The sequence below is a fragment of the Saltatorellus ferox genome (assembly GCA_007751475.1).
Taxonomy (GTDB): domain Bacteria; phylum Planctomycetota; class UBA1135; order UBA1135.
On record CP036434.1, the window covers coordinates 7,693,183 to 7,718,526 of the forward strand.

At 66.3% G+C, this 25,344-nt stretch carries 18 protein-coding genes; 8 read left to right on the forward strand and 10 right to left on the reverse strand.

Annotation, left to right across the window (positions count from 1 at the left end):
* Positions 1-131: 131 nt before the first annotated feature.
* The 7 genes from Poly30_RS27895 to Poly30_RS27930 all read right to left on the reverse strand — a co-directional run bounded on the left by Poly30_RS27895 (position 132) and on the right by Poly30_RS27930 (position 9,282).
* Complete coding sequence (locus Poly30_RS27895) at positions 132-608, reverse strand: hypothetical protein (RefSeq protein WP_145205807.1); 477 nt, start codon at positions 606-608, stop codon at positions 132-134.
* 1,169 nt (positions 609-1,777) lie between these two features.
* Positions 1,778-2,596, reverse strand: a complete 819-nt coding sequence (locus tag Poly30_RS27905) for an energy transducer TonB (RefSeq protein WP_145205809.1) — start codon at positions 2,594-2,596, stop codon at positions 1,778-1,780.
* 11 nt (positions 2,597-2,607) lie between these two features.
* Positions 2,608-3,021, reverse strand: a complete 414-nt coding sequence (locus Poly30_RS27910) for an ExbD/TolR family protein (RefSeq protein WP_145205812.1) — start codon at positions 3,019-3,021, stop codon at positions 2,608-2,610.
* 3 nt (positions 3,022-3,024) lie between these two features.
* Positions 3,025-3,786 (reverse strand): MotA/TolQ/ExbB proton channel family protein, encoded by a 762-nt coding sequence (locus tag Poly30_RS27915; protein ID WP_145205815.1) that lies wholly within the window; start codon positions 3,784-3,786, stop codon positions 3,025-3,027.
* On the reverse strand, positions 3,786-5,990 hold the full coding sequence (locus Poly30_RS27920) for a TonB-dependent receptor (protein WP_145205818.1): 2,205 nt from the start codon (positions 5,988-5,990) through the stop codon (positions 3,786-3,788). Before Poly30_RS27920 ends, Poly30_RS27915 begins: the two co-directional genes overlap by 1 nt.
* Before the next feature lie 329 nt (positions 5,991-6,319).
* Positions 6,320-7,582 (reverse strand): MgtC/SapB family protein, encoded by a 1,263-nt coding sequence (locus Poly30_RS27925; protein WP_145205821.1) that lies wholly within the window; start codon positions 7,580-7,582, stop codon positions 6,320-6,322.
* 50 nt (positions 7,583-7,632) lie between these two features.
* Complete coding sequence (locus Poly30_RS27930; RefSeq protein WP_145205823.1) at positions 7,633-9,282, reverse strand: acetolactate synthase large subunit; 1,650 nt, start codon at positions 9,280-9,282, stop codon at positions 7,633-7,635.
* Between the two features lie 203 nt (positions 9,283-9,485).
* On the opposite strand from Poly30_RS27930, the gene pyrF reads away from it, so the two are divergent.
* The 5 genes from pyrF (at position 9,486) to Poly30_RS27955 (ending at position 15,480) form a co-directional block, all read left to right on the forward strand.
* Positions 9,486-10,439 (forward strand): orotidine-5'-phosphate decarboxylase, encoded by a 954-nt coding sequence (gene pyrF / locus Poly30_RS27935; protein WP_145205825.1) that lies wholly within the window; start codon positions 9,486-9,488, stop codon positions 10,437-10,439.
* Positions 10,440-10,461: 22 nt separating this feature from the next.
* Positions 10,462-12,168 (forward strand): bacillithiol biosynthesis protein BshC, encoded by a 1,707-nt coding sequence (gene bshC / locus Poly30_RS27940; RefSeq protein ID WP_145205827.1) that lies wholly within the window; start codon positions 10,462-10,464, stop codon positions 12,166-12,168.
* A complete protein-coding gene (bshB1, locus tag Poly30_RS27945) occupies positions 12,165-12,899 on the forward strand; it encodes a bacillithiol biosynthesis deacetylase BshB1 (protein ID WP_419190757.1) in 735 nt (244 codons plus the stop codon). Before bshC ends, bshB1 begins: the two co-directional genes overlap by 4 nt.
* Before the next feature lie 178 nt (positions 12,900-13,077).
* Positions 13,078-14,949, forward strand: coding sequence for an ATP-binding protein (locus tag Poly30_RS27950; protein WP_145205834.1), 1,872 nt, complete (start codon positions 13,078-13,080; stop codon positions 14,947-14,949).
* Between the two features lie 69 nt (positions 14,950-15,018).
* Complete coding sequence (locus Poly30_RS27955) at positions 15,019-15,480, forward strand: tRNA (cytidine(34)-2'-O)-methyltransferase (RefSeq protein WP_145205837.1); 462 nt, start codon at positions 15,019-15,021, stop codon at positions 15,478-15,480.
* A gap of 21 nt (positions 15,481-15,501) precedes the next feature.
* Here the strand turns inward: Poly30_RS27955 and Poly30_RS27960 are convergent, their stop codons facing one another.
* From Poly30_RS27960 to Poly30_RS27970, 3 genes are all read right to left on the reverse strand, one after another.
* On the reverse strand, positions 15,502-16,293 hold the full coding sequence (locus Poly30_RS27960; RefSeq protein ID WP_145205840.1) for a carbon-nitrogen hydrolase family protein: 792 nt from the start codon (positions 16,291-16,293) through the stop codon (positions 15,502-15,504).
* A gap of 339 nt (positions 16,294-16,632) precedes the next feature.
* Positions 16,633-17,940 (reverse strand): endonuclease I family protein, encoded by a 1,308-nt coding sequence (locus Poly30_RS27965; protein ID WP_145205843.1) that lies wholly within the window; start codon positions 17,938-17,940, stop codon positions 16,633-16,635.
* Between the two features lie 164 nt (positions 17,941-18,104).
* The gene (locus Poly30_RS27970) at positions 18,105-20,903 is read right to left on the reverse strand and encodes an FG-GAP repeat domain-containing protein (protein ID WP_419190758.1); all 2,799 of its coding nucleotides are present in this window, start codon (positions 20,901-20,903) and stop codon (positions 18,105-18,107) included.
* 321 nt (positions 20,904-21,224) lie between these two features.
* Between Poly30_RS27970 and Poly30_RS29030 the strand changes: the two genes are divergently transcribed.
* From Poly30_RS29030 to Poly30_RS27985, 3 genes are read left to right on the forward strand one after another with little or no spacing between them, the layout of a single operon-like run.
* Positions 21,225-22,445 (forward strand): ParA family protein, encoded by a 1,221-nt coding sequence (locus tag Poly30_RS29030; protein WP_419190759.1) that lies wholly within the window; start codon positions 21,225-21,227, stop codon positions 22,443-22,445.
* 8 nt (positions 22,446-22,453) lie between these two features.
* Entirely contained in the window at positions 22,454-23,602 is a 1,149-nt protein-coding gene (gene bshA, locus Poly30_RS27980) for an N-acetyl-alpha-D-glucosaminyl L-malate synthase BshA (protein ID WP_145205850.1), read from the forward strand.
* Between the two features lies 1 nt (position 23,603).
* Positions 23,604-24,752 (forward strand): cysteine desulfurase family protein, encoded by a 1,149-nt coding sequence (locus Poly30_RS27985; protein WP_419190760.1) that lies wholly within the window; start codon positions 23,604-23,606, stop codon positions 24,750-24,752.
* The last annotated feature ends 592 nt before the right edge of the window (positions 24,753-25,344 follow it).

The window sequence follows — 25,344 nt, forward strand, 5'->3', positions numbered from 1 at the left end:
GCCCGACATGGGGTGCTCCCACGGTCAGAGCTGCGCGACGATCAGATCGGCGTCTGAGAGATCCTGCGCGAGGGCTCCGTGGAGGTCCCCGCAGGCGGCCGCGTTCGCCTGTAGTGGAACAATAGCCCGCCCTACTTGTCGCCTAATTTGTCGGTCCAAATCTGCTTGCCTGAACCGTCAACCTTTTCAACGATAAGGCCGCCCTGTGGTTTCTCGACCCGAAACAGCAGCGTTTCACTGCCTCGCTGATCGAACATCCCAAACAGCGGATTCGCGGGTTGCCCATCTAGTCCAAGGTAGATGTGCTCTTGCATGAGCGGCTTGAAGGGATCCTTTATTCTAAGGCCGGGGCCTCGAAAGCTGCTTCCGCTGAGGATGACAGACCAGGCCTGCTTGTCATTCAGTCTAATCGAACCCAATCTGATCTCTGGACCCCCGTAGTGTTCGCCATCGATTTCGCCGACGATCCGACCCTCACTGTCCTGCAGGGAAATCTTCCTAATAGTTATGTGCTCGCTGTCATGAGCCGCGGGACTGCGGCTTAATACGAAAGATGCAAGTGCCACGTTAAGCGCCAGTGAAGCGATGTTGACTATTTGGTTGCTCATATCGTTAAGTGCTATTATGCATATACACCAGGTTAGCGTTGGCGCCGATGGGCCCCTCTTGACATCGGGGCTAGCGATCGAATTCGGCAAGCTCCTAGAAGAATATCCACAGGAACAGCTGCCATAGTATCAACTGCTTAGCAGCGGTGGTGCCTACCCACACAATAATCCCGCCGCCGCCACCACCTCCGCCAGATCCACCTCCACCAGTGCCGCTTCCACCGCCCGGTCCACCACCGGCTGGCCCGCCACCACCACCACTGCCACCACCCGGGCCGTTGTGAGAAATCGGACCTCGAGGCGGAGCAGGCGGAGCACTGGCGCCGCCTCCCCCACTACTTGGTCCACCCCCACCGCTCCCACTTCCGCTCCCACTTCCGCTCCCACCCCCGCCTGAAGGAGGCGGACATGGTGTACAGGCAAAATCAACCCAGACTGTGACTGGTCGGACTACTGACCAGTCCGTCGGAACAGCCATGGCTCGAAAGCTCTTCGACTCGCCTTTATCGACGGCGGTCACCATCCTCAAACCCGCCATCGACTGATGGCTAGGAATTCCAAGCGGGGTCGCGCAGTGACGCGCCGCCCCGCCCGACATGGGGTGCTCCCACGGTCAGAGCTGCGCGACGATCAGATCGGCGTCTGAGAGATCCTGCGCGAGGGCTCCGTGGAGGTCCCCGCAGGCGGCCGCGTTCGCCTGTAGGAGTAGAGAACATGGGAGGCTCTGGCTCGAGGCGCATCCGCGTAGGCGGATGCCCCAAGGGCATCGAAAGATGAGCACGATGGAATTCTTGCTCAGGCTGTGAAAGCTGGCCGCGATGGCGGCGGAAGCTGTTGCGCGCGTCTTCAACGAAGAGAACCAGGGGCAGGAGCTGAATGGTCTCTGGGGGCGCGAAAGAGGAGAACTGAAAGAACCGCCCGAGTCTCCGCTCGTGGGCGAGGGCTTCTCCGCCGTACGTGATTCCCTCCGGATCGGCGCTTCGGATGCGGGCATCCTTGTCGCTGGATGATCCCACGCTCGGTGCCGCGCTCTGGATACTGCGCAGTTTCCAGAGGGCTTCGGTGTCGGCGGCATTCTCGCCGATGGCTCGCTTCAACGACGCGAGGAGGCCATCTCCAATCACCGCCCTTTCCAGCCAGACCCCGGCCGTGCTTGAGGGCGCCCCGCGCTACCGGTTCGTGAGCCGGAACGTGATGGGCACGAAGACCCGGTCGGACGTTGCTGCACCCGTCGGGCTCTTGGCCGGGGTGAAGCGCCAGCGCTTTACCGCTTTCAGGGCCTCGTCATCCAGGAGCGCGTGGCCGCTCGACTTCGAGACCACCGCGCGCTCGACCTTGCCGTCGGCGCCCACCGTCACCTCCAGCTCGGTCGTGCCCTCCATCTTCGCGGCGCGCGCGCGGCGGGGATAGATGGGGGCTCGGTTGCCGCTGCCCTTCGGCTCGGCGCGGCTCACGACGCCTGACTGTCCCTCCCTTTCGACGGGGCCTTCGGGGAGCTCGGGGAGAGGGACGTCCTTTGGAGGAGGGAGCACGGGATCAGGGATCTTCACCGGCTCGGGCGGCGGTGGTTCCTCTTCGAGAGGAGGCGGCGGGAGCTCGACCGGCGGCTCGATCGGCTTCGGCTCGTTCTCCGGCGGGGGTTCCTGCGGGGGCTCGGGGAGAAGAGGCTCGGGCGGCTGGATGGGCGGCGGCTCGGAGCGCGGCTCGCGCTCGAACTCCACCGGCTCCACGTCGAAGGACTCGACGGCTCGGGCGCCGTCGTCGCTCGTGAGAACGGGGCGCGGCGTCTCGGTGGGGGTGGGCGGAACGGGCTCGGGCGTGCGTTCGATGATGCGCACCGTCATCGGCTCGGTGGCGATGCGCTCCTCGACCTTGAAGTCGGGGCGATCGACCTGGTCCGAACCCGGGAGGAAGGGCAAGGCTCCGTGGGCCGCGAGGGATAAACCCAGCAACCACGGGAACCAGCGACCTTCGAGTGCCTTCGACATCGAACTCGAGCCTACTTGGCGGCCGAGGGTGCAGGGGTGCCGCTGTGCACCAGGTCGAAGTGAGCGGCGCCCGCTGCGCGTGCCGCGTCGAGGGCCTCGACGAAGAGGCCGTAGGTCATGTCGCTGTCGCCAGAGAGACGGACCGCGGTTCGGCCGTCAGTGAGCGCCCGCTCCAGCTCCTGCCGAAGATCCGCGCGCTGGATGATCTCTCCGTCCAGGGAGACCCTTCCGTCACCGTCGATCTCGAGGAGGATCGGCGTGGGATCCGCTTCGTCCATCGTGCCTCCACGGGGGAGGTCGAGGCGCAGCGAAGGCTGCAGGAAGCTCGACGTCAGGAGGAAGAAGACCAGCAGCTGGAAGACCACGTCGATCAGCGGCGTGAGCTCGATGTTCGATCGTCGGCGAGGGCGGCGCGGGAACTCCATGGATCAGAGGGAGGCCGCTGCCTGCGCAGGATTCGGCGGGACGGACGTCGCGGGTGAGGCGCTGCGGGGCAGCGCGGCGCGGCCGCGGGCGATCCCTTCCTCGACCTCCGTCACCGCGAAGCCCATGTGACGGGCGAAGCCGTCGGCGCGGTCCTGGAGCAGGTGCCACGCGGCGCTGGCCGGGATCCCGACGATGAGGCCGAAGACCGTCGTGAGGAGCGCCGCCCAGATTCCTGCGGCGAGGTCGCTGGGCTGAACGGGGCCATTGAGCTGTTCCAGCTTCCAGAAGCTGCCGACGAGGCCTGACACGGTGCCGAGGAGGCCGAGGAGCGGCGCGGCCTGGGCGACGAGAAGCAGCGGCGAGAGCCGCGCTTCCAGGCGTTCGAGGAGCAGCCCACCCTCGCGCTGAACGAGGGGCGTCCGCTCATCGATGGGGCGGTCGGCCAGCCCGACCTGGACCCGGAGCACCTCCGCCATGGGGTGGCCCGATTTCTGAATCGCAGCAGCTGCCTCCCCGGGCATCCGAAGCGCCATCGCGTCGGCCACCGTGGCGGCCAGCTTGCGGGGCACTCGCCCGAAGCGCGCGAACACGAGGAGGCGCTCGAAGATGATCGCCGTGGCGATCACCGAACAGAGGAGCAGCGGCCACATGACCGCCCCGCCCATCAGGAACAGGTCCTCGATGCTGTGGCCCCAGATGAACTCGTGGACCGCGAGCGGCGGAGTAGGGAGAGGCCCCAGTAAAGCGCAGAGCGAAGCCGTCATCAGAACGCCACCGCCACGCCGACGCGCACGGAGAACGGCTCCGCCGGGTGGAAGTGAACGTCGTTGTAGCCGCCGTCGTCCGGTCCAGGCGTCTCGCCGTTCAGGAGGGAGGGGTAGTAATACTCGATGTCACTGACCTCTCGGTCGAAGAGGTTGAAGATCGAAAGGCGCAGCATGACGTCGTCGTTGATGCGGTAGCCCCCTTGAAGATTGAACAGCATCGAGGACGTGGACTGCACCGCGCCGGTCTCCTCCAGGTCGCGCGGTCCGAAGTAGCGCGCGCGCAGCGCCGCGTAGTGCCCCTCCGGCATCTCGTAGGCGAGGCCGGACGCGAGCGTGTACCCGACCGCGCCGGGTACGTGATCCTCTTCCCCGCCCTCCCTGAAGCGCGCCTGCGACCAGGTCATGTCGAAGTCGAGGCTCCACGCATCCGATATCTGGTAGTAGTTCGTCCACTCGACGCCGAATCGCTCGGTGGCGGCGGTGGGCTCGGTGTTGCCTCCGTCGCCGACGAACAGCAGCTCGGACTCGGACCGAAGCCCCCAGAGCACCAGGGTCGACGTCAGACCGATGGGGTCTTCATGGCGAACACCGATCTCAGCGCCGCGCTGTCGGGCGAGGCCGGGGACGCGCTGGCCGTCGAGCGCGTCCGCCGTCGTCGGATCGTCGCGGATCGTGACGCCGCGAGCGTCGTTGCTGTGGAAGCCGAAGCCCGCGTTGAGGTAGAGCTCCGTGTTGTCGGCCACCCGATAGGCGAGGCCCGCCGACGGACTCGCGATGAAGTCGTACTCGGTGTCCGAGTTCGCGGCTCGATCGCTGTCGACGTCGAAGACGTAGCCGTCGCCGCGGATCCCCACGGTCGAGCGCAGGCGATCGTTGTAGCGCTGGGTCGTTTCAGCAAAGAGGCCGAGGCTCGTCTCGGCGATGTCGTCGCGGCGCACGGTGTTGAGGCGCTGGCGCTCGCGCGTATTGAAGAGCCCGTTGTCGATGAAGTCGTTGCGGAACTCGAGGCCGTAGGTCCACTCCGAGTTGATGCCGTAGATCTCCCCGTACTGGGTCTGCGACGCGTGGAGGCCCTGAACCCAGCGATCGTCGAGCTGCTCGAACTGGTCGCCGTTGACCGGATCCGAAAGGAAGTAGGTGAAGTTCGAGTAGAGGTCGAGTTCGGAGCGATAGGCGTAGGCGGTCACGTCCCAGTCCGACGACTCGCCGGCGCCGAACCAGTGACCCGTGAGACTGAAGCGCCGTGAATCGCCGCCGCTCGTCGGATCGAGCGTGCCGAAGCGGTCGATCAGTCCGCTGCGAACGGCGCGCTTGGGCACGTGGTCCGTGGCGGTCCAGCTTCCGTCGTAGAAGCCGAGCGTGTAGTCGGCGCCGTTGTACCGGTCGCCCTCGACGTAGCGCGCGAAGCCGTTGACCTTGACGTAGTTCTCCTCGACGGCCCAGGGACCGTCGTGGTGCATGGTCTCCAGCGCGGTGATGAGCCTGCCGCCGCCGACGTCGTAGGCGTCGGCGAAGAGCGCGCGCTGGAACCCGTACATCCCGGTCTCGACCGAGATCAAGCCGTTCGGCAGATCACGCACGTAGTCGATGGCGACGCTACCCGCGCTGGAGAAGTCGCCGGTGTCGGCGAAGTACGGCCCCTTGCGATAGCCGACCTTCTCCACGAGTTCGGGGATCAGGAAGTTCATGTCCACGTAGCCCTGCCCGTGACCGTGGCTGCGCAGGTTGATGGGCACGCCGCCGATGGACACGAGGAAGTCGGTGCCGTGGTCGAGGTTGAAGCCGCGCAGGAAGAACTGGTTGCCCTTACCTGAACCCGTGTGCTGGGTGATGATGACGCCGGGGACGGTTTCGAGGAGTTCACCCGGACGCATGAGCGGGCGACGCTTCAGCTGCTCGGGACCGGTGACGCCCTCGCTCGCCGAAGGCGCGAGGTCGAGTCGACTGGTGCCGCGGCCTTCGACGATGAGGGCCTCGAGGTACTCGTCTTCGGGGTAGGCGGCGTCGGTCGATGCCGGATCGGAAGGCGGCCCGGGGAGCGGCCCGGAGAACGGCCCGGAGAACGGTTCGGCGGGCGGGTCGCCGGGCGCGCCCGAGGCATCGATCTTGAGAACGTCGTCCTGACGAGGACCTGGCGTGGGAGCTTCGCCAGTCTGCGCGAGCGCGGCGAAGCTGAGAGTGGAGAGAATGGCGAGGGACATGACGCCAAAGCTACCGAGGCACAGACGTCCGTTGCGTTCTCAACTCGCAAGAACAACGCGAACTGAATCGCTTCGAGAACGGATATTCCGCAGGGAACAAGTGCGGTCAACGCAACGTCTCCGTGCACCCGCGTCACCTCGGATGAGCGCCGGTCCGGCCCTCGCGAGGCCTGCGACGATCACGACCACCATCGACTCGGACCGAGGAGTCATTCTGTCGCGGGCCAATCCCATCCCCGGCGGTTCGTCGGTGATGCGTAAGAAGGTTCCGCGCGCCATCGCTGCCGAGCTGCAGAGCGAAGTCCTGTCCTGCGGGACGCTTCGCAACTCTACAGGCCGATGCCGCTCAGGTACTCGGTCTCTGGCCAGTAGAGCAACAGCGCCACTCCTCCCGCGACTGCGACCCCGAACCCTATTCCGACGTAGAGGAGCAAGCGACGGCTGCCGAGCACCGCGACGGCGAGGGCCTTGAAGACCAGGTTGGAGAGCGTCGCGATCAAGATCACCCTCCAGGCCATCTCACCGTCGACCAGCTCCTCGTTGAACATCTTGGCGGTCGTCAGCGTGATCGCATCCACGTCGGTAAGCCCCGAGATTCCCGCGATCCAGTACAGCGCCTGATCGCCGAAGAGGTCCTTTCCTGCCGCCACGATGAAGAGCACGACGGCATACAGGGCGGCGAAGAGGATCGCCGGCTTCAGCTGAGCAGGATCGTCATGGTCGGGCGGCTCGGTCGACTGCTTTCGCAGCGGAAAGTACAGCAGCACGCACTCGATGATCATCAGCAGCAGCATGGCGCTCATCGGCAGCAGAGCTTTCCGAAGAAGGTCCGGCGCCACGACCCCGACCTCGATCAGCACGCGGACGTTCACCACGGCCGAAGCGATGAGAATCACCAGGGCGGCCATGGCACTCAGGCCCGGAGCTTCCTTCGTTTGCCGCGCGTAGCTGACCGTCGTCGCGGTGCTGGAAATGAATCCGCCAAGGATACCTCCCAGGAGGGCGCCGACCCGGGCCCCCAGGAGTTTGAACGCCACGTAGGCGACCATGCTGATCCCGACGATCAGCACGACCATCCGCCAGATGCCGTGCGGGTTGAGAACGTCGTAGGGCCCGTAGGTCCTATCCGGAAGGACGGGCAGGATCACCAAGGCGATGAGCGTCAGGTTCATCACCGCCCGCACGTCCTTGTCCGCGAGGGAATCGACGATGCCATGCAGCCGCCGTTTCCAGTGCAGCAACATGGTGGTGATCCCCGCCGTCACCAGCGCGGGGCCCAGCAGACCCATGCCCAACGTGCAGCCGACGACGAACATCAGGAGCGCCGCGACCTCGGTGGTCATTCCGAAGTCCAACTTGCCGGCCCTGATCTTCGACACGTTGGCAATGGAAAGCAGCAACGCCAGCGACACGAGCCCCGCCGCGCTGAGCCAGCCAAGCTCGCCCTGGTGAACGACGACGCTCAGCGTACCCAGCAAGGTGATCAGCGGAAACGTCCGGATGCCGGCGATCTCCGACTCCTTCCACTCGCGCTGCAGCCCGACGAGCAGACCAAGACCCAGTGCGATGGCGAGAGACTGATAGGTTTCCATGGGAGGCGCCTCCGCGCCCTCGTCACGTCGCCGAAGGATCCGGCGGGTTTTCAGGCCACAAAAGCGCCCGAAAGCCGCGGGATCTCCCTGTGGAGAAGCTCATCGTTCCGGGAGTAATCGACGGGCACGTCCACCAGGTGAACGCCGCCTTCTTCGAAACAGCGCTCCAGGAGCGGAACGAGCTGATCCGTGGCCGACAGTCGATGCCCCTGGGCTCCGTAGCTCTCGGCGTACTTCGGAAACGACGGATTGCCGTAGTCCAGGCCGTAGTCCCGGAACCCCATGTCTTCCTGCTTCCACTTGATCATCCCGAGCGCGCCATCGTTCAGGATCAGGACGACCAGATCAAGGCCCAGGCGCGTCGCGGTCTCCAGCTCCTGGGAATTCATCATGAACCCTCCGTCGCCGCAGATCGCCATCACGCGGCGCTTCGGATGCACCATCTTCGCGGCCATCGCCGACGGAAGCCCGGCGCCCATCGTGGCGAGTGCGTTGTCCAGGAGCACCGTATTCGGCCCGTGGGCCGCGTAGTTCCGAGCGAACCAGAGCTTGTAGATGCCGTTGTCCAGCGCGATGATCCCGTCGTCCGGCATGGCGCGACGAACATCGGCCACGAGCCGCTGGGGAATGACAGGGAACGCGTCGCTCTCGATAGCCGCGTACTGCTCCTCCAGCATCGCCCCGCGGGCCCGGAACATCGGATCGAAGTTCCATTCGCTGGAGCGCTCCAGAGCCCCGTTGAGACGCCAGATCGAATGCGCGACGTCGCCCACCATCTCCACCTGGGGAAAGTAGAGCGCGTCGACCTCGGCCGAGCTGAAGTCGATGTGGATGACCGTCCGACGGTGATGGCGCTCCATGAAGAACGGCGGCTTCTCCACGATATCGTGCCCGACGTTGAGGATCAGATCGGCGTGGCTGAGCGCGGCGTGCACGAAGTCTCCGGAGGATAGCGCGGCATTGCCCAGGAACCTCGGGTGCCGCTCGTCGATCACGCCCTTGCCCATCTGGGTGGTGATGAAGGGGATGCCCTGCTTCTCCACGAACTCCAGGAGCTGCGTCGCGGTGAGCTTCCGATTGGCACCCGCACCGATCACGATCAGGGGCGCACGGGCGGCGCGCAGCAGCTCCAGGGCCGCGTCGACCGACTTGTCTTCAACCACCGGCCGACGGACGGAACTCGGAGGAATAGGTGCGCCGCCGACCTCTTCGGCCGCGATGTCCTCGGGGAGTTCGAGGTGGGTCGCCCCGGGCCGTTCCTCGGCGGCGAGCCGGAAGGCTTCACGCACGCGGGCGGGGAGCGTTTCGCCGCTGATGATCTGGCGCGTCCACTTGGTGACGGGCCGCATCATGTCGACGACGTCGATGATCTGAAACATCGCCTGCTTGCTCGTCTTGATCGGCTTCTGGCCGGTGATCATGAGCATGGGCATCCCACCGAGCTGGGCGTAGGCCGCCGCCGTCATGAGATTGGTCGCGCCCGGCCCGAGCGTCGAGAGAGCCACGCCTACCTTGCCCGTGAGTCGCCCGACCGTGGCGGCCATGAACCCCGCCGCCTGTTCGTGCCGGGTCAGCACGAGCTCGATCGATGAACGGGATAGCGACTCGAGGAAGTCGAGATTCTCCTCGCCCGGGATCCCGAAGATATGCGTGACGCCCTCGCTTTCGAGGCATTGGACGAAGAGGTCGGAAGCTTTCATGGACGGGCAGGGAGGGTCGCGGGAGATCGGAGCGGGGAGCATAGAAACTACTCCCGGCGGCTAAGCGCGGGCTAAATGGGTCGACCCTCGTAAGACGAAGGAATAGCGCCAGCTCTTTCCGTCGAGGGGCTCGGGGCAGCGCGTTGCGGAGCGTGTCCGGGCGCCTATCGCGACGGCCCTCCAGCGGATAGGATCGGCGCCCCATGACCTCCACCTCCGCCGCGACCTACGCCGACCGCCTGCACGCCGCCGTCGAGCGTACGCAGAACCCCTCGGTGATCGGGCTCGATCCGCACCTCGCGCTGCTGCCCGACGAATTCGCCGTGGCGCGCGATTCAGGAGCGGGCCGCTCGGATCGCGCGGGCGCCATGCGGGACTTCCTGCTCGGGATCGTCGAGGTGGCCGCGGGCAAGGTCCCCGCCGTCAAGCCGCAGTCGGCCTTCTTCGAGGTCTTCGGCGCCGACGGCGTGGCCGCGTTCGAGGACGTGGTCGCGGCGTCGAAGGACGCGGGGCTGCTGGTGATCGGCGACGTCAAGCGAGGGGATATCGGTAGCACGGCGGCAGCCTACGCCGAGTCGTTCCTGACCGGCCCGGCCGGTGACGTGGACGAGACGGGCACCGCGCCGTCGGCTCGCCGGCACCTCTGTGATGCCGCGACCGTGAACCCGTACCTCGGGTCGGACTCGATCACGCCGTTCCTCGACGCCTGTGAAGGTGCGAGGGCAGGCCTCTACGTTCTCGTGCGGACCTCGAATCCATCGAGCGCCGAGTTCCAGACGCTCGCCGTGGAGGGCTCCGGGGACCGACTCGCCGACCGCGTGGCCGACGCCGTCCACGGCTGGGGCGCGGCTCAGATCGGAGAGAGCGGCTGGAGTTCCATCGGCGCCGTCGTCGGCGCCACCCATCCTGACGAGCTGCAGAGGCTCCGACGGCGCATGCCACGAACGCCGCTGCTGCTGCCGGGCTACGGCGCGCAGGGTGCGAGCGCCGAGGACATCCGCGGCGGCTTCTCCGACGGCCTGCACGGCGCGCTCGTGAACTCCTCGCGGGGGATCCTTTACGCGGGACGGCAGCGACCGGACCTGCACTGGAAGGACGCCGCTGCCGAGGCCATCGACGGGATGGCGAAGGAACTCCGCGACGCTCTGCTCCCCTGATCCGCCGGATTCGGTCTTCATCATGAGTCTTCAGCTGAGGGTAGAGCACCTGCCCGGCGACCTCTTCGGCCTCTCGAGCGTGGCGCGTGCTGGCCTCGCGGCGGGCGCGAAGTTCGGGCCTCTTCCCATCATCACCAGGGCCGAGGACATGCCTCGACCGGAAGAGCGGCTCGGCGCCGAAGAGCGCGGCGTGCTGGTCGATCGGCTGATCGCCGGCTACGGATCCGCGGGCATCGAGCTCGCGCAGGATTCGGCGACGCGCCAGAGCCTCGCGGCGCTGCGCGAGGAGGGCGTTTTCTGCGTCGTCACCGGGCAGCAGCCGGGCTTCCTCGCGTCGCCGCTCTACAGCCTTTACAAGGCCCTGCAAGCGTGTCGGGCCGCGAAGGATCTGAGCCGGCTCTGGAACCAGCCTGTAGTGCCCGTCTTCTGGAACCACGCGGACGATCACGACGTGGCCGAGGTGCATCACGCGTGGCAGCTGAACCGCAACCTCGACCTGCAAAAGGTCAACCTGGGCGGCCTATCGTCGGGGCGCACTCCGCTCGGCGCGCTGCAACTGAGCGACGAGGTCCAGCGACTCGGTGCGCTGCGCGCGCAGCTGCACGACATCGTCGAGGAGCACGAGCACGCGGATCTCGCGATCGACCTGTTCCTGCCGCGCGACGGCGAGACGCTGCCGCGCGCGCTGACCCGCGCGTTCCACGGACTGATGGAGGCCTACGGACTGATCGTCTGCGAGCCCGACTGGATCCGAGGGCTGCTCTCCAGCGAGATGGGACGCATCGTTTCGTCGGCGCGCCCCTCGCTCGTCGAGGCGCTGCGAGCGGGCGGCGAGGAGCTGGTCGCGCTGGACCTGCCCGTCGCGATCCCCATCGGCGAAGCGTCCGAAGGGGACGCTGGCGACGCGGCCGCTCTGATCTATCGACACGTGCGCGCGGCAGAGAAAATGCCGCCCGAGCGCATCTCGCTCCGCGCGGGCGGCGAGGGCTTCTCCATGGACGACACGCCCGGTTCCCGCACGCACGCGGAGCTCGGAAGCCAGATCGTCAGCGCGCCGGACGAGTGGTCCGCGGGCGCGCTCGTGCGCCCGCTCGTGCAGGACGCGGTGTTTCCGACGTGCGCGTACGTGGGAGGCTACGGCGAACTCGGCTACCACGCCCAGCTAGGGCCCGCGCGCGACGCGAGCGGTCAGCCGCGCACGCCGTTCCTGCCGCGCGTTTCCATCACGCTGGTCGACGGCGATACGCGCCACGCTCTCGATCGCGTGGAGGCCGACGTCGAGACGATCCTGCGCGCGAAGGGGACGTTCCAGCCGCCCGAGATCGATCTCGACGCCGAGCCCCAGGTGGTCCAGGATCTTCGCCGCGTGACCGGAGAGATCGCCGCGGAGCTCCTTCGGTACCGGGGCGCGGTCGCCGAGATCGAACCTGCGCTCGGCATCACGCTGAAGCGCGCCGCGGGGCACGTCGAGCGCTCGATCGAAAAGGTCATCGACAAGGCCATGCGGGTGCACAAGAACAGCACCGGCAAGGGTGTGCGCCAGGTTCGGCGCGTCAACAGCATGCTCTACCCGCGCGAGGTTCCCCAGGAGCGTCTGCTGGGTCCATTCCAGTTCGTCGCGCGCTTCGGCGCGGACTTCGTGCCGTCACTATGGGCGGAGATTCCCTTCGCCTCCACCGAACACCTCGTTCTGAATCTTCCGAGCTCGCTGGACGAGCCTCAACCATGAGCACCCTCGACGTCCTCGTCATTGCCGCCCATCCCGATGATGCCGAGATCTCGGCGGGCGGAACGATCCTTCGACTCGTCGACGCCGGCGCGCGCGTGGGCATCCTAGACATCACGCGCGGCGAGATGGGCACGCGCGGCACGAAGGAAGACCGGGACGCCGAGGCGAGGCGCGCGACCGAGATCCTCGGGCTCACCTGGCGCGGGAATCTCGATCTACCCGATGGCCGCGTCGAGGTGACGGTCGAGTCGCGCGAGCGGCTCGCGAGGCATCTGCGCGAGCTTCAGCCCGAACTCGTGCTGTCCCACCATCTCGATGATCCCCATCCGGATCACGAGGCGAGCGCGCGCCTGGCGAAGGAAGCATGGTACCTCTCGGGGTTGAAACAGCTCGCGAAGATCACGGGCGGTCCGGATGCGAAGCGGCCGCGGCAGCTCGCGCACTTCCAGTCCCACACCCACTTCGAGCCGACCTTCGTCGTGGACATCGAGCCGGTGTGGGAGCGCAAGCGCGAGGCGATCCTTGCGTACGCGACCCAGCTCGCGGGCGCGGACACGAAGGACGACGGAAAACATTTCCTGTACGGCGTGGACATCCTGGAGCGGGTCGAGACCAAGGCGCGCGCGTACGGAGAGCGAATCGGCGGGCGGTTCGGCGAGCCGATCCTCTGCCGCGAGCCGGTGAGCTTCGCGGACCCGCTGTTGCGCTGGCTCGCCGGGCCTTCTCGCTAGCGCCGGGCCTCCTCGCCAGGGAGTGGCTCGATGCGAGCCGTTGCGACAGAACGCGAGTGATCGAGTGGAGGCCCACGGGTCTCGTATCCGAATATCGACCAGGGAATCCCTGCCTCGCACCGTGCGAGGGGAAAGAGATTCCGCTTCTGGCCGCTCGCTGCTCCGCCTGCCCCGCTCGATGTCGATCCGCACAAAACTCGCGTTGACGCTGTTCCTTGCCGTGGGATTGTTCCTGGGGCTGGACATGCTGCTGTTGCGCAAGATGGGTGCGGGCTCCTTCGAGCTTCTCGAGCGCTCCCGGTGCGAGGCCCAGGTGGCCGGGATCCAGCGGGCCTTCGAGTCGGCTTACGACGAACTCGCAGGTCTCGCGCGGCAGGCTTCGCTCGCGGTCAGCGACACCACCGGATTGGGCGCACCCATGGGCGAGGTCGAGGCCGAGGTGGAACTCCGCGCGATCCAGCGCGCCGAGGCCATGGACGACGCGGACCTCGCATTGACCCTCGTCGAGGACGGTGTCGTCGCGAGCTACCGCTATCGAACGCCGAAGGGGGGTGACGGAGCGCTGCGGGAGGTCCCGAACCAATCGGTGTCGGAAGCCCATCCCTTCATGAAGGCGTGGATGAGCGGCACGCCGCCGCGTGGCCTCCTGGAAACCGGAGATGGTCTGCTCCTCATCGGGAGCGCGGTCGGAAGCCTCGGGGGTCAGCCGGTCCTGCACGTTCGAGGTCGCAGGCTCGACGACAGCGGCATGACGAGGGTCCAGGGTCTCGCCGGTGCCACGTTCACCTGTCGAACTCTCCGTGAAGAGCTCTTGACCAGCGCAACGGGCGAGATCCCGCTGCCCGGTGAGGTCCAGGTCCTCGAGTCGTCGGACGAGAAACTCACCGGAACGGCCTTGCTGAACGACGTTCGCGGGATCCCGGCTGCCACCGTCACCACCGAAGTCCTTCGGAACCAGCTCCAAACCGTCTTGCAGCGGCAGGAACTCCTCACCGCTGCTGGGGTCGCCATCCTGTTTCCGCTCGTGCTTCTCGTCCTGATTCAGATCGTTGTGACGGGCCCCCTCGGTCGTCTCACCGCCCACGCGTCACAGATCGGTCAGTCGAACGATGCAAGCCAGCGTCTCAATCTCCGTCGCAAGGACGAGATCGGCGTCCTCGCCGCGGAGTTCGACCGCATGCTGGACGAGCTGGACCGATCACGGCGCGCGCAGCAGAAGATCGCGCGGATGAGCGGTCGCTCCGACGTCGCCACGGGCGTGATGCACGGCGTCGGCAATCTCGTCAACAGCGTGAACGTCTCGGCGCAGCTCGCGTCGGACACGATCGCAGGACTCGGCATCGAGGATCTACGCGCCATCCTGGAAGCGCTCTCCTCGCACGCGGGTGATCTCGATCGCTACCTGGCCGAGGACCCCCAGGGGCAGCATCTGCTGAGCTTCTTCGGCGTCGCACTGGCGGGCATCGAGGCGAAGGTCGACGGCGCGAAGAACGAGGTGTCCGCGGTCGTTCGAACCGTGGACGAAGTGACGAGCCTCGTGCAGTCGCTTCGATCCGAGGAGAGTCACGAGGTGGTCGTGGATCGTGTTCAGCTCGAGGAAGAGATCGAGGCTGCGCTCGTGAGAACGGGGATACGCGAACCCGGCCTCAACATTCGCTGCCGTCTCGCGCTGCAGCCCGACCTCGGCGCCTTCCTCGATCAGCAGCGCCTCGAGGAGATCCTCGACGCCGTGCTCTGCAACGCGCGGGAGTCCCTGCAGCTCGTGGAGGCCTCGAGCCGGGAACTCAACGTCCGGGCCACAAGTGTGGACGAGGAGACTTTCAGAATTTCGGTCGAGGACTCAGGCGTCGGGATCGCACAGGAGTACCTGGAGAGCATCTTCGCGCTCAACGCGACGACCAAGGGTGAGGGCCGTGGGCGCGGCTTGCACATGGCATCGATCGGGGCCAAGGAACTCGGTGGCGAGCTGCATGCGTGGAGCGCTGGAGTGGGCGAGGGAGCGATCCTGACCCTGGACCTGCCGGTTCACGCCGCGACGCCAGAGAGGTAGGCCAGTGCGGTAAGCCAGAGAGATAGGCCAGCGCGGTAGGGCAGTGCGCACGGTATTCTCTAAGCCGTCGTGCTCCACCTCGTCCTCTATCACCCAGCGATCCCCCAGAACACGGGGAACATCGCGCGAACGACCGTCGGTATGGGGGCGCACCTGCACCTCATTCATCCAATGAAGTTCGAGATCACGGAACACGCTGTGCGGCGTGCCGGGCTCGACTACTGGCCGTCGGTCACGCTGACCGAGCATCTCTCGGACGAGGCCTTCCTCGAGTGGCTTGGCGACCGAGAGCCCTGGCTCGTGACGAAGTTCGGATCGCAGCGATTCGACGAGCCTGGCTACGTCGCCGGGGACGTGATCATCCTCGGCAACGAGAACACGGGACTGCCGGAGGCCTGGCGCGAGCGCTGGGAGGACCGAACGATCTCGATCCCGATGCCCGGCCCGATCAATGGCGGAGAGAATATCCGCAGCTACAACCTCGCCAACGCGGCCGCGATCGTGCTCGCGCACGCCCGGCTCAAGCTGTAGCCGATCACTCCGGTGAGGGTTTCAGGAAGCCAGGGGTGGTGCCGCCTGCGTGTGGTCGATGCGTGCGAGAAGCATTTGCTCTGCGTTCCCTTCCGCCAGGACCAAGACCCCTGCCTGCGGATGAGTGACCTGTGATCGGCCGCTCAGAGTGACGTCGTCCTCGCCCTCCGGGGTTTCGAGCTCGCCCGCGGCGTTGCAATAGACGAAAACGATGTCGTTCTCGAAGGCTCGCGTCCGGCATAGGCTATCGATCAGGTCCACCTCCGAGACCTTGACCGACCGGCGTTGCTCTGCTTTCCGAGTGAAGGACCAGTAGGTGGGAGAGATGACGAGTTCGACACCCAGCCTCCTCATCTGAGCGAAGGTCTCGGGGAAGGCAATGTCCCAGCAGATCGTCAGCCCCACCCTACCGTGAATCGTCGGGAAGACGGCCGCCGTGGGCCCTGGCGTCAGGAAGGCCGCTTCTGTCTCCCAAAGGTGGACCTTGCTATAGAAGCCTGCGACGGTTCCATCTCGCTGAACGTAGTACGCGGTGTTGTAGACGGAAGCCCCGTCGACGACGGTCCATGTCCCGGGCACGATGTCGATTCCGTACTTCAACGCCAGCTGCTGGAAGTGGGCCAGGAACTCCCCGGACCTGGTCAGGAATGAACCTTGGCCTTCGAGTGGCCCCGTCACGGCATCCTCGGGAAACACGGCGAGGTCCGCGCCCGAGCGAGCTGCCTTCTCGATGAATGCTTCCATCCTCCGCAAGTTCGTGTCGGGGTCCGAGGGGGCCACGTCGAACTGAACCACCGCTATGAGCATTTGCATGCGGGCAGAGGATCCAGAGTGCGCCTAAGCCCGGGGTAAATCGCGAGCCACTCCCACGATCATCTGCTCGATCCATCAGGATCGCCGTGCCGAGCCATCGAGTACCAGGAGTGCGCAACCAGTGGCGCAGAGGTCGACCGTCCGTTTGCCGATGACGGCCGCGGTCATGAAAGATCCAAGGATCAGGCCCCTGTGGGACGAGGACGAAAGCGACACAAACGGACCAGGTCCGTCCATTCCGGAACGGATGCACCTGGTCCGTTCATTCCGGAATGAACGGACCAGGTGCAGCCGTTCCGGAATGGACGGACCTGGTCCGTTTGTGTCGCTTTGATGGGGTCACTGGAACGTGATCTGCCAGGCGTCCGTGAAATTGCTCGTCGCCTGGCCCCCGATCGCATCTCGGAACCAGGCCTGGAAGTGCCAGGTTTCTCCGCTCATTGCGGCGACGTTTCCCGACGGTTGCGGCAAGGAGAGGAGGTCCACGTTCGTCGCGAAGCCTCCGAAGAAACCCGAACTCAGGATCTGGCCGCCCACCACTCGGCCGATCGAACCGGAAAGGCAGAGATTGCCCACGCTTCCGCCGGGCTGGCCGATGAAGCCTGACGTTTCACTGCAGAGGAAGTAGCCGAGGGCGTTGTTCGGGAGCTGGCCCGCCAGGAGTCGGAAGTCCAGGTCCGTGATCAGGGCGCTGCCGCGTGCCTCGATGGTGGCCGGAAGGCCCGTGGAGTTCGGCACGGCGGGGGAGCAGTAGACACCTCCAAGGACCGGCGCGCAGGCGTTTCCGAAGAGACAGTCGATCCACTCGGGGTGATCGACGAACGGGTTGCGGTTGCCCTGGAACGAGGCGACCACGTCGTTCTTTTGCTGCTCGTAGGCGTCGACCGGGTCGGCGTAGTGCCACTCCAGCAGCACCGCGAGGCGGCCCATGTAGGCGACCTGCTCGTTGGATCCCGTCTGGCTGCCCGCGACGAGTCCCATGTTGTCCGTGAGGATCAGATCGGGCTCGGAGGAGCCGGTCGGGGCGTGGATCCCGCCCTCGTAGCGCACGTCAGCGTAGAGGAGCGAGCGGGCGATGTCTCCCTTGCGGATCGCGTTCACCTGCCAGATGCCGCTGCTGAAGGAACCCGACGTCCAGTTGGAGTTGCCGGGAAAGGCGCCGCTCCCGCCGCCCACGCCGCCCGTATTGTCGGTGGTGCGCTCGGAGCAGCTAGCGGAGCAGTTCCCGAAGGGCTTGTTGCTGCGGTCCGAGTTGTAGCCGCTGTCGGAGAGCCAGAGAAGGTGACAGTCCGTGTACGCGATGTTGCTCGGCACGTCATCGGGGAACCCGTAGGACTTGGGCCAGCTGTGCTCGCGGTTGTAGGCGGTGCTCGACTTCGCGAAGCTCCGGTTCCGATAGACGTCCACGATCCGCGTGGAGTTCGCCGGGTCCTGCTGGGCGCTCCGCAGGATGTCCAGCGTGTCGGTACTACCGCTCGAGTAGGGGAACCGGGTGTGGTCGTCGATCACCGCGTGCAACGTCGCACGCAGCGTCACAGCGTTCGTCGTATCGACCGTGTCGTAGTAGGTGCCCTGGGAGAACGCCGAGGAAGCGCCGAGAAGGGCCTGGGCCACGAGGGCGGACCGGACAAGAAAAGCGTGGGACATGACGGATCGGGGCGCGGTGAACCGGAGGTGAGACCGATGAAGCGATCAACGGCGGCAGGCGCCCAGATTGAAAGCCATCTCGGGCTCGGGGGAACGGCGTTTCCAGCGTTTCCCTGGCCTCGATCTGGGACAGGTGGCCCTACCGGAACTTCTGTTCCGGATCACTAACGCAGTAGCACCTCGACCGCCGAGCTGAAGTTCGACGTGATGCCGATGCCCGGCACGAAGTCGCGGTGCCACGCCTGGAAGCTCCACGTCTCCCCCGCCTGGGCCTGGATGAGGCCCAGCAGCGGATCCGGCATCGCGCTCAGGTCGAGGTCCAGGGAGACCGTGCCGCCGCTTCCTGAGTTCTGAATCTGGCCAGGACCCGTGTAACGACCGATCCGGCCGCCCAGGCAGAGCGTCCCCTCGGAAGCGATTACGTTCGGGACGAAGCCCTGGGTTCGGCTCGTCAGGAAGAACGTGAACGAGAACCGCGGCAGGTCCCGGGCATCGAGGCGCAGCAGGTTGGCCGCCACGGTCGACCTGCCGATGGCCCTGATCGACGAAGCCGCCCCCGAGGAGTTGGGCACGTCGCCACCGCAGTAGACGGTTCCCATGTCGCCGATCAGACCGTTCTCGACGATGTGGAACTGATACTCCTGGTTGTAGATGCCTTCGCGGGACGTCCAGGGGAAGTCCAGGTCGCCGTCGAGATCGAGGTCCACGAACGGCGTGGAACCGACGCTCCCCGCAAGCAAACCTTCGGTCGGCGTCATCACTGGCGCCCCGAGGGACCCTTGGCCAAGTCCCTTCAAGAAGACGATGCCCTCCGGATCCTGCATCGAATACACCAGGTCCATGACATCATCAAGATCAAGGTCGATTGCCCGCAGAAAATAGCTCTGGGGCGGCAGCGTCGCCAAAGGCACGTTGGGCGCGAACATCCCGTTCCCCAGGCCCCTTGCCAGCAAGAGCGTCGAGGCGGGCGAGACGGCGTTGATCTCCATGAGAATCAAGTCCTGGACACCATCACCCGTGAAGTCTGCGATGGCCCGCAAAGTGCCCATGGGACCATTCAGCAAGAGAGGGACAGGGGTTGCGAAGTCCGTTCCCCCGAGGCCCAGCGCCAGTTGCAGACCGCCCTGTACGGGGATAACGATGTCGAGCAGTCCATCCCCGTTGACGTCCGCAAACTCCCCAAGAGCCTGGGCGAAGAAGCCGGGAAAAAGCGGAGCGGAAGGAGAGAACACCCCCATACCGTCGTTGAAGGCGGCGTGATGCTCCTGCAACAGAAAGCCCGCGTTGATGAACGACAGATCGAGGTCGCCATCCCTGTCGATATCGATCAGCTCTGCCGGAGAGCCAAACGCGTCCGTCGTGGCGACAGCGACCATCGGCGAGGTGAATCCGCCAGCCCCATCTCCAAAGGCCAGCATGTAGTCGAAGAAGACACCGTTGTACTCGGAGAAGACGATGTCGTTGTTGCCGTCGGCGTTCAGGTCTCCCAGCGTGATGCCGCCCTTGGCACGTCCACGAAGAAACGAGATCTCCACGCGGCGCCCGAAGCGCCCTTCGCCTTGGTTCGGCTTGTAGTACCAGCGCTGCGAAGAAGACTCTGTCACGAAGAGCACTGGAAGCTCTCCTTCGCGAAACGGAGCGGCCAGTGGCAGGAGGACAGATTCCTCATTGATCGGTGAGTGGGGGAGTTCCACGAACGTGCCCGACACGTTGAACTCGTGGTGCAAGATCGCGGGTGCGGATTCATCCAGGGGCGTGGCGGGATCATTCGCCAGGGTCGCGCTGCTCGCGACCTCCATCAGCCCGTCTCCGTCGAAGTCTGCGACCGACGCGAAGTAGGCGCGGCTGATCAGCGGTGCGGTGGCGGCGACGAGGGGGCCATAGGCTTGAGGCCCCCGGAGGGCAAACCAGAACGGAGGCGAGAACGGCCCCCCGCCGTAGGGCGACATCAGGATCAGATCCATGTCTCCATCCCCTTCGGCGTCGGCTCCGAGAATGCGGTCAGGAAAACTCGCGGTCGTTGCGGCCACGGTCATGGGTCCGAACGAAGGCCCTGAAGCCTGGGAGGCGACGAGGACTTCGCGCCCGGAGGAGGCTCCGGAAGGCCCCACCAGGCCCATGAGCACGAACAGATCGAGGTCGCCGTCCCCCTCTGCGTCGAAGATCGCGAGATCCCTGGCGCGGGACGAAGGCTCGGAAGCGCCGACCAGCACGGTCTGCTGGGGATTCAGCGGAAGCGATCCGGAGCCGTAGATCACAGCGGCTGGATAGACACCCGTGGGCGTTTGGAAGCCCGCTGCCACCAGATCGAGATCTCCGTCCCCGTTGAGGTCGACGAACTCGTAGGCGCTGCCCCACCAGAAGCCACCCACGGCCGGTAGAGCCGGTTCGAACTGTCCACCGCCCAGGCCGCGCGCGACCTCGGGCCGCTGACTCGTCGCGACGTTGCCCCTTGCGAAGAGATCGAGCTCACCGTCGCTGTCCACATCAGCGAGGCGAAACTCCCTGCCGATCCCTATCGAGTCGAAGGGCCACGAACTCCCGGGGCCGGCTTGCCACGACCCCTGGGAACTCAGGTAGGGCGTCACGTGTTCGAAGGCGGGCGTGGTGACCGTCACGATGTCGAGGATGTCGTCACCGTTCAGCTCTCCAAGCGCGAGGCCGAAGATGCGATCTCCCGTCTCGAGGACCTTCACCGGGAGTCCCAGGGAACCATCGGGCTCGGCATAGGCCACTCGAACCAGAGAGCCGCCGAATCGCCAGATCACGAGATCGGTCCGACCATCTCCGTCGACGTCCGCCGGCTCCGTCCGGTGGTTGCCCTCTCCGATCGGCCCTGGAAGCGCGCGGCCCGGCAAGAGCGGCGACTGCGGCGCCAACAAAGAAGCCGACGGGAAGGCCTCGACGGCCGCCTGCCCTCCGAGAAAAACGACAAGGAACGAGCCGGCAGTTCGAGCGGACAAGGGAGACATCGGGCGCATGGGGAGCCTTGGGAACGAGAGGATCTCCAGCCTCCGGGAACGAGCCTGGCGCAAAAGAGCGAGGATCCACCGTACCCCAATCCCTTCTTTTCCAGCAACGGGCATTCCCGACGCGATTCCAACGCGGAACGAGAGGTCCTCCAGAACCTCGCCAGATCGAAGCGGGTCGAATGGCTGGATGAGACCCTGGACGACAGGGCGTTCAGCGGGGCATGAGCGAACGTCCAGACGGCTGACGCCACGGAACTGTCACGGCACCCGTGCACGGACGCCGCCCTGGCCCGTAGACTGCACGCCTCTCCCATGCGCAGAATCGCGATCATCAACCAGAAGGGCGGCGTCGGCAAGACGACCACCGCCGTCAACTTCGGCGCAGCCCTCGCCCGCCTGGGCAAGCGCGTCCTGGTGATCGATATGGACCCCCAGGCGAACGCGTCCATGAACCTGGGCGCCGAGCTGCACCCCGGGGAGCCCTCGACGTACTCGATCCTGACCCAGGGCGGCCGCGTCGAGGACACGATCCGCGGCACTTCGACGCCGGGCCTGTCCCTCCTGCCCTCGCACCTCGACCTGTCGGGGGCCGAACTCGAGCTGGCGAGCGCAATCGGCCGGGAGACGATCCTGAAGGACGCCCTCGACGAATGGGAGCACGAGGAGACGGCGCGGACCGGCCGGGCGCCTGCCGACGTCATCCTGATGGACAATCCGCCGAGCCTCGGCCTCCTGTCCGTCAATGGCCTCGCGGCCTCGAAGGAGGTCCTGATCGCAGTCCAGACCGAGTTCTTCGCCCTCCAGGGCCTGTCGAAGCTCGTCGAGGTGGTCCAGCTGCTGCGCCGCCGCCTGAATCCGGACCTGGAAATCACGGCCGTGCTGGCCTGCCTCTACGACAGCCGCCTGCGGCTGGCGCGGGAGGTGCTGAACGAGCTGAGGACCTACTTCCCCGAGCAGCTTTACAAGCGACCCATCGCCACGAACGTCAAGCTGGCGGAGACGCCCAGCTTCGGTCGAACGATCTTCGAGTACGCGCCCGAATCGAAGGGCGCCGAGGACTACCTGGCCGTCGCCAGGGAATTCCTGGCGCGAGAGGCGGCTGGCCAAGAAAGCAGCGAAGTCCGCTCTTTAGAGTTCAAGGCGGCCGTCACGCTCCTGGACGAGCCGCCGAAACTCAGTGAAGAGGAGCCCCCCGCCTGGATGAGGCCTGCGTGGTCCGAGATGGCGACTCCGGAGGCGGCCATCCCGAAAGCGGCTAGCCCCGAGACGGCGGTTGCGGTGCTTGTGGCTCCGGAGCCGGTCGAGCTGCAGCCCGAGCCCGAGCCCGAGCCCGAGCCCGAGCCCGAGCCCGAGCCCGAGCCCGAGCCCGAGCCGGAGCCCGAGCCAGCGTCCGTGGACGAACTTGAGCTGACCGTAGAGACCGAAGAGGAAGCGCCTGAAGTGCTCGCCACTCGCGTCGACACAAGGAACGCCTACCGCGGCGAAGAACGCGCCCGGCCTCCGCGCCGGAAACCACGCCAGATCGAGGTCTGACACTCCCCATGCGCATCGGCATCCTCTGCCACCCGACCTACGGCGGTTCGGGGGTCGTCGCCAGCGAACTGGCGCTGTCACTCGCCGGCAACGGCCATTCGGTGCACCTCTTCTCCCACGACGTGCCGCCGCGGCTCGGCCGCTCGCCCGGCCCGGTCGAACTCCACGTGGCACAGGGAAGCCCGTACCCGCTGTTCCACTCGACGCCCCACGACCTCGCCATCATGTCGAGGGTGCTGGACCTCCACCGTATCGACGGTCTCGACGTTCTGCACGCACACTATGCGCTGCCCCACGCGATCAGCGCGCTGCTCGTTCGCGCGGCCGCACGCGAGGCGCGGCTGAAGCCGCTGAAGGTCGTCACGACGCTCCATGGCACCGATATCACGGTCGTCGGGAACGACCCGAGCTACGCACCGCTGACCCAGTACGCGATCACCGCGTCGGACGCCGTCACGGCCGTGTCCCAGGACCTCGCCGATCGCAGCGCCGATAACTTCGACGACGCTCACCGCTGCGGCATCAAGGTGATCCCGAACTTCGTGGATCTCGAGGAGTTCAGCCCCTGCTGCGACAAGGCACCGGTGGCGACCGCCATCCACGTCAGCAACTTCCGGCCCGTAAAGCGCGTGCCGTGGCTGGTCGAGGCCTTCGCGGACGCGCTCGATATCCTGCACGAGAGCGGCGCGGAGGCGGAGCTGGTGCTGGTGGGGGATGGACCCCAGCAGGCCGAGGCGCGGCGCATCGCCCGCGAGCGAGGAATCTGCCAGCACGTGAAGTTCCTCGGCATGCGTGACGCGCTGCCCGAGGTGCTGGCGCCAGCGGACGTGTTCTGCCTGCCGAGCCGCGAGGAGTCGTTCGGTCTCTCCGCGCTGGAGGCCATGGCCTGCGGGACGGCGGTGCTCGGAACGCGGGTCGGCGGCCTTCCGGAGGTGGTCGAGGACGGAGTCTCAGGCTTCCTGGTCGAGTTGAACGATCGAGAGGGCTACGCACGCCACCTCGCGGCCCTCCTGGGCGACCGCGACCGCGCGAAGAGGATGGGGCTGGCCGCCCGCGACCGCGCCGCCACCCGCTTCGACCGGAACCATGTGGTCCGTTCCTACGAGGACCTCTATCAGGCGCTCATCGAGGAAGACGCCCCCTGCCCGGGAGAGTGACGTGAGCCGGGTCCACCTCGACTACAACGCCACGACGCCCCTGCGACCCGAAGCGCGGGCCGTCTTTCTGGAGGTGCTCGATTCAGCCGCCGGCAACCCTTCGAGCGTTCATCACTCGGGGAGGGCCGCGCGCGCCGTCGTCGATGACGCCCGGGCGCGGGTCGCTGACGCCCTCGGGGTCGACGAGGACGCGATCGTCTTCACGAGCGGCGGCACCGAGGCCAACAACCTCGCGCTGTTCGGCTCACTGGAAGCCCTGGAGGGTCCGATCCAGCTCATCACCACGCCGGTGGAGCACGCGGCGGTCCTGGAGCCCGCTCGGGCGGCCGCGGAGCGCTGGGGAGGCCGCGTGCGACTCAGGCTCCTCACCGTCGACGCAGCGGGACGCCCGGATCTCGACGAACTTCAGGCACTCATCGCTGAAGGGCCCGCGCTCGTCTCGATCATCGCTGCCAACAACGAGATCGGGACCGTCACCTCCTACGGGGAGATTCGGGCCATCCTGGGGGAACGGAGCGACCTGATCTATCACTCCGACTCCGTTCAGCTGCTCGGGAAGCGTCGCTTCGACCTCTCGGCGGTGGACCTGGCCACGTTCAGCGCGCACAAGGTCGGGGGCCCGGTTGGCGTCGGCATTCTGGTTCGCCGGCGAAAGACGCCCCTCGCGCCCAGGCTCTTCGGAGGCTCCCAGGAGGCAGCGCTCCGGCCCGGTACCGAGAACGTGGCGGCCATCGCGGCCGCCGCCTGCGCGGTCGATCTCGCCGTGCAGGAGACCGCGGCGTTCGAAACGATGACCGCTGCGCGGACCGGCCAGCTGTGGACCGGGCTCCGAGAGGCGATTCCGGGGATCCAGCTGAACGGCCCCGCGCTCGACGATCCACGGCGACTTACTAACACTCTCAACGTGTCGGCTCCGCTACAGGACGCGCGCACCCTCGTCGTGAAGCTCGACCTCGCAGGACTGGAAGTTTCCGCCGGTTCCGCGTGCGCGAGTGGCTCCATCGAGCCGAGTCATGTCCTGGGCGCGCTGGGAATCGACCCGCAACGAGCGGCTGCAGGGATCAGAATCTCGCTCGGAAAATCCACCACCGAGGAAGATATCCACACCGCCGTGGACAAGTTGAGGAGAACTTTGGGGGAAGCGTCGTAAGTCACGAGTTCGTGCGCAGATCGCCGAATCGCTGCCGATATGTGCTTCACGCCCCGTTGACGATTTCGCCCATCGCGAGTTCAATCTAGCGAGCCAAGGGCAGCGACCTCACCGCACACACCCCGCCTTCCACCACACGGCTGGCGGGGCTTGTATTTCACGCACCATCCGCTTCACGCCCTGGCCATCGATGACCACCCGCCACGCTGAACGGCGCCGCCCCACCGCATCGCCGGCAGGCGCCGTTCAGCGGCACGGGATGACAGGTCGAGTGGCTGACACCCCGTGGGCCACCGCTGTGTAGTTCACGAACGATCCACGATCCGACCGCGGACGATTCTCCACAAACGATCCACACGTCTCCGACATCACCGGTCCACCCCTGGAGGGCCGTGCATGGCGGCTGCGACCCTCTCTCATCCTCCTCTCACGCCCGCGGCTCCTCGGCCAAGGGCCCCCTGGCGTCTGACTCCGGGCTCCCCCACCGACGGTTATCCACAGCGATCCACAGGATCGGGATCACCTCGGGCCTGGCAGCAAGGACGCACTGCACCGCCGTGCCTGGCACGGCCCCTCTCCCCCCGACTGTTTG

What these genes read in the sequence shown, in the direction of transcription:
- Poly30_RS27960 (WP_145205840.1), bottom strand. Translation starts at nt 16,293, where the DNA reads ATGCAAATGCTCATAGCGGTGGTTCAGTTCGACGTGGCCCCCTCGGAC.
- Poly30_RS27895 (WP_145205807.1), bottom strand. Translation starts at nt 608, where the DNA reads ATGAGCAACCAAATAGTCAACATCGCTTCACTGGCGCTTAACGTGGCA.
- Poly30_RS27965 (WP_145205843.1), bottom strand. Translation starts at nt 17,940, where the DNA reads ATGTCCCACGCTTTTCTTGTCCGGTCCGCCCTCGTGGCCCAGGCCCTT.
- Poly30_RS27920 (WP_145205818.1), bottom strand. Translation starts at nt 5,990, where the DNA reads ATGTCCCTCGCCATTCTCTCCACTCTCAGCTTCGCCGCGCTCGCGCAG.
- Poly30_RS27950 (WP_145205834.1), top strand. Translation starts at nt 13,078, where the DNA reads ATGTCGATCCGCACAAAACTCGCGTTGACGCTGTTCCTTGCCGTGGGA.
- bshB1 (WP_419190757.1), top strand. Translation starts at nt 12,165, where the DNA reads ATGAGCACCCTCGACGTCCTCGTCATTGCCGCCCATCCCGATGATGCC.
- Poly30_RS29030 (WP_419190759.1), top strand. Translation starts at nt 21,225, where the DNA reads ATGCGCAGAATCGCGATCATCAACCAGAAGGGCGGCGTCGGCAAGACG.
- Poly30_RS27925 (WP_145205821.1), bottom strand. Translation starts at nt 7,582, where the DNA reads ATGGAAACCTATCAGTCTCTCGCCATCGCACTGGGTCTTGGTCTGCTC.
- Poly30_RS27915 (WP_145205815.1), bottom strand. Translation starts at nt 3,786, where the DNA reads ATGACGGCTTCGCTCTGCGCTTTACTGGGGCCTCTCCCTACTCCGCCG.
- pyrF (WP_145205825.1), top strand. Translation starts at nt 9,486, where the DNA reads ATGACCTCCACCTCCGCCGCGACCTACGCCGACCGCCTGCACGCCGCC.
- Poly30_RS27905 (WP_145205809.1), bottom strand. Translation starts at nt 2,596, where the DNA reads ATGTCGAAGGCACTCGAAGGTCGCTGGTTCCCGTGGTTGCTGGGTTTA.
- bshC (WP_145205827.1), top strand. Translation starts at nt 10,462, where the DNA reads ATGAGTCTTCAGCTGAGGGTAGAGCACCTGCCCGGCGACCTCTTCGGC.
- bshA (WP_145205850.1), top strand. Translation starts at nt 22,454, where the DNA reads ATGCGCATCGGCATCCTCTGCCACCCGACCTACGGCGGTTCGGGGGTC.
- Poly30_RS27910 (WP_145205812.1), bottom strand. Translation starts at nt 3,021, where the DNA reads ATGGAGTTCCCGCGCCGCCCTCGCCGACGATCGAACATCGAGCTCACG.
- Poly30_RS27930 (WP_145205823.1), bottom strand. Translation starts at nt 9,282, where the DNA reads ATGAAAGCTTCCGACCTCTTCGTCCAATGCCTCGAAAGCGAGGGCGTC.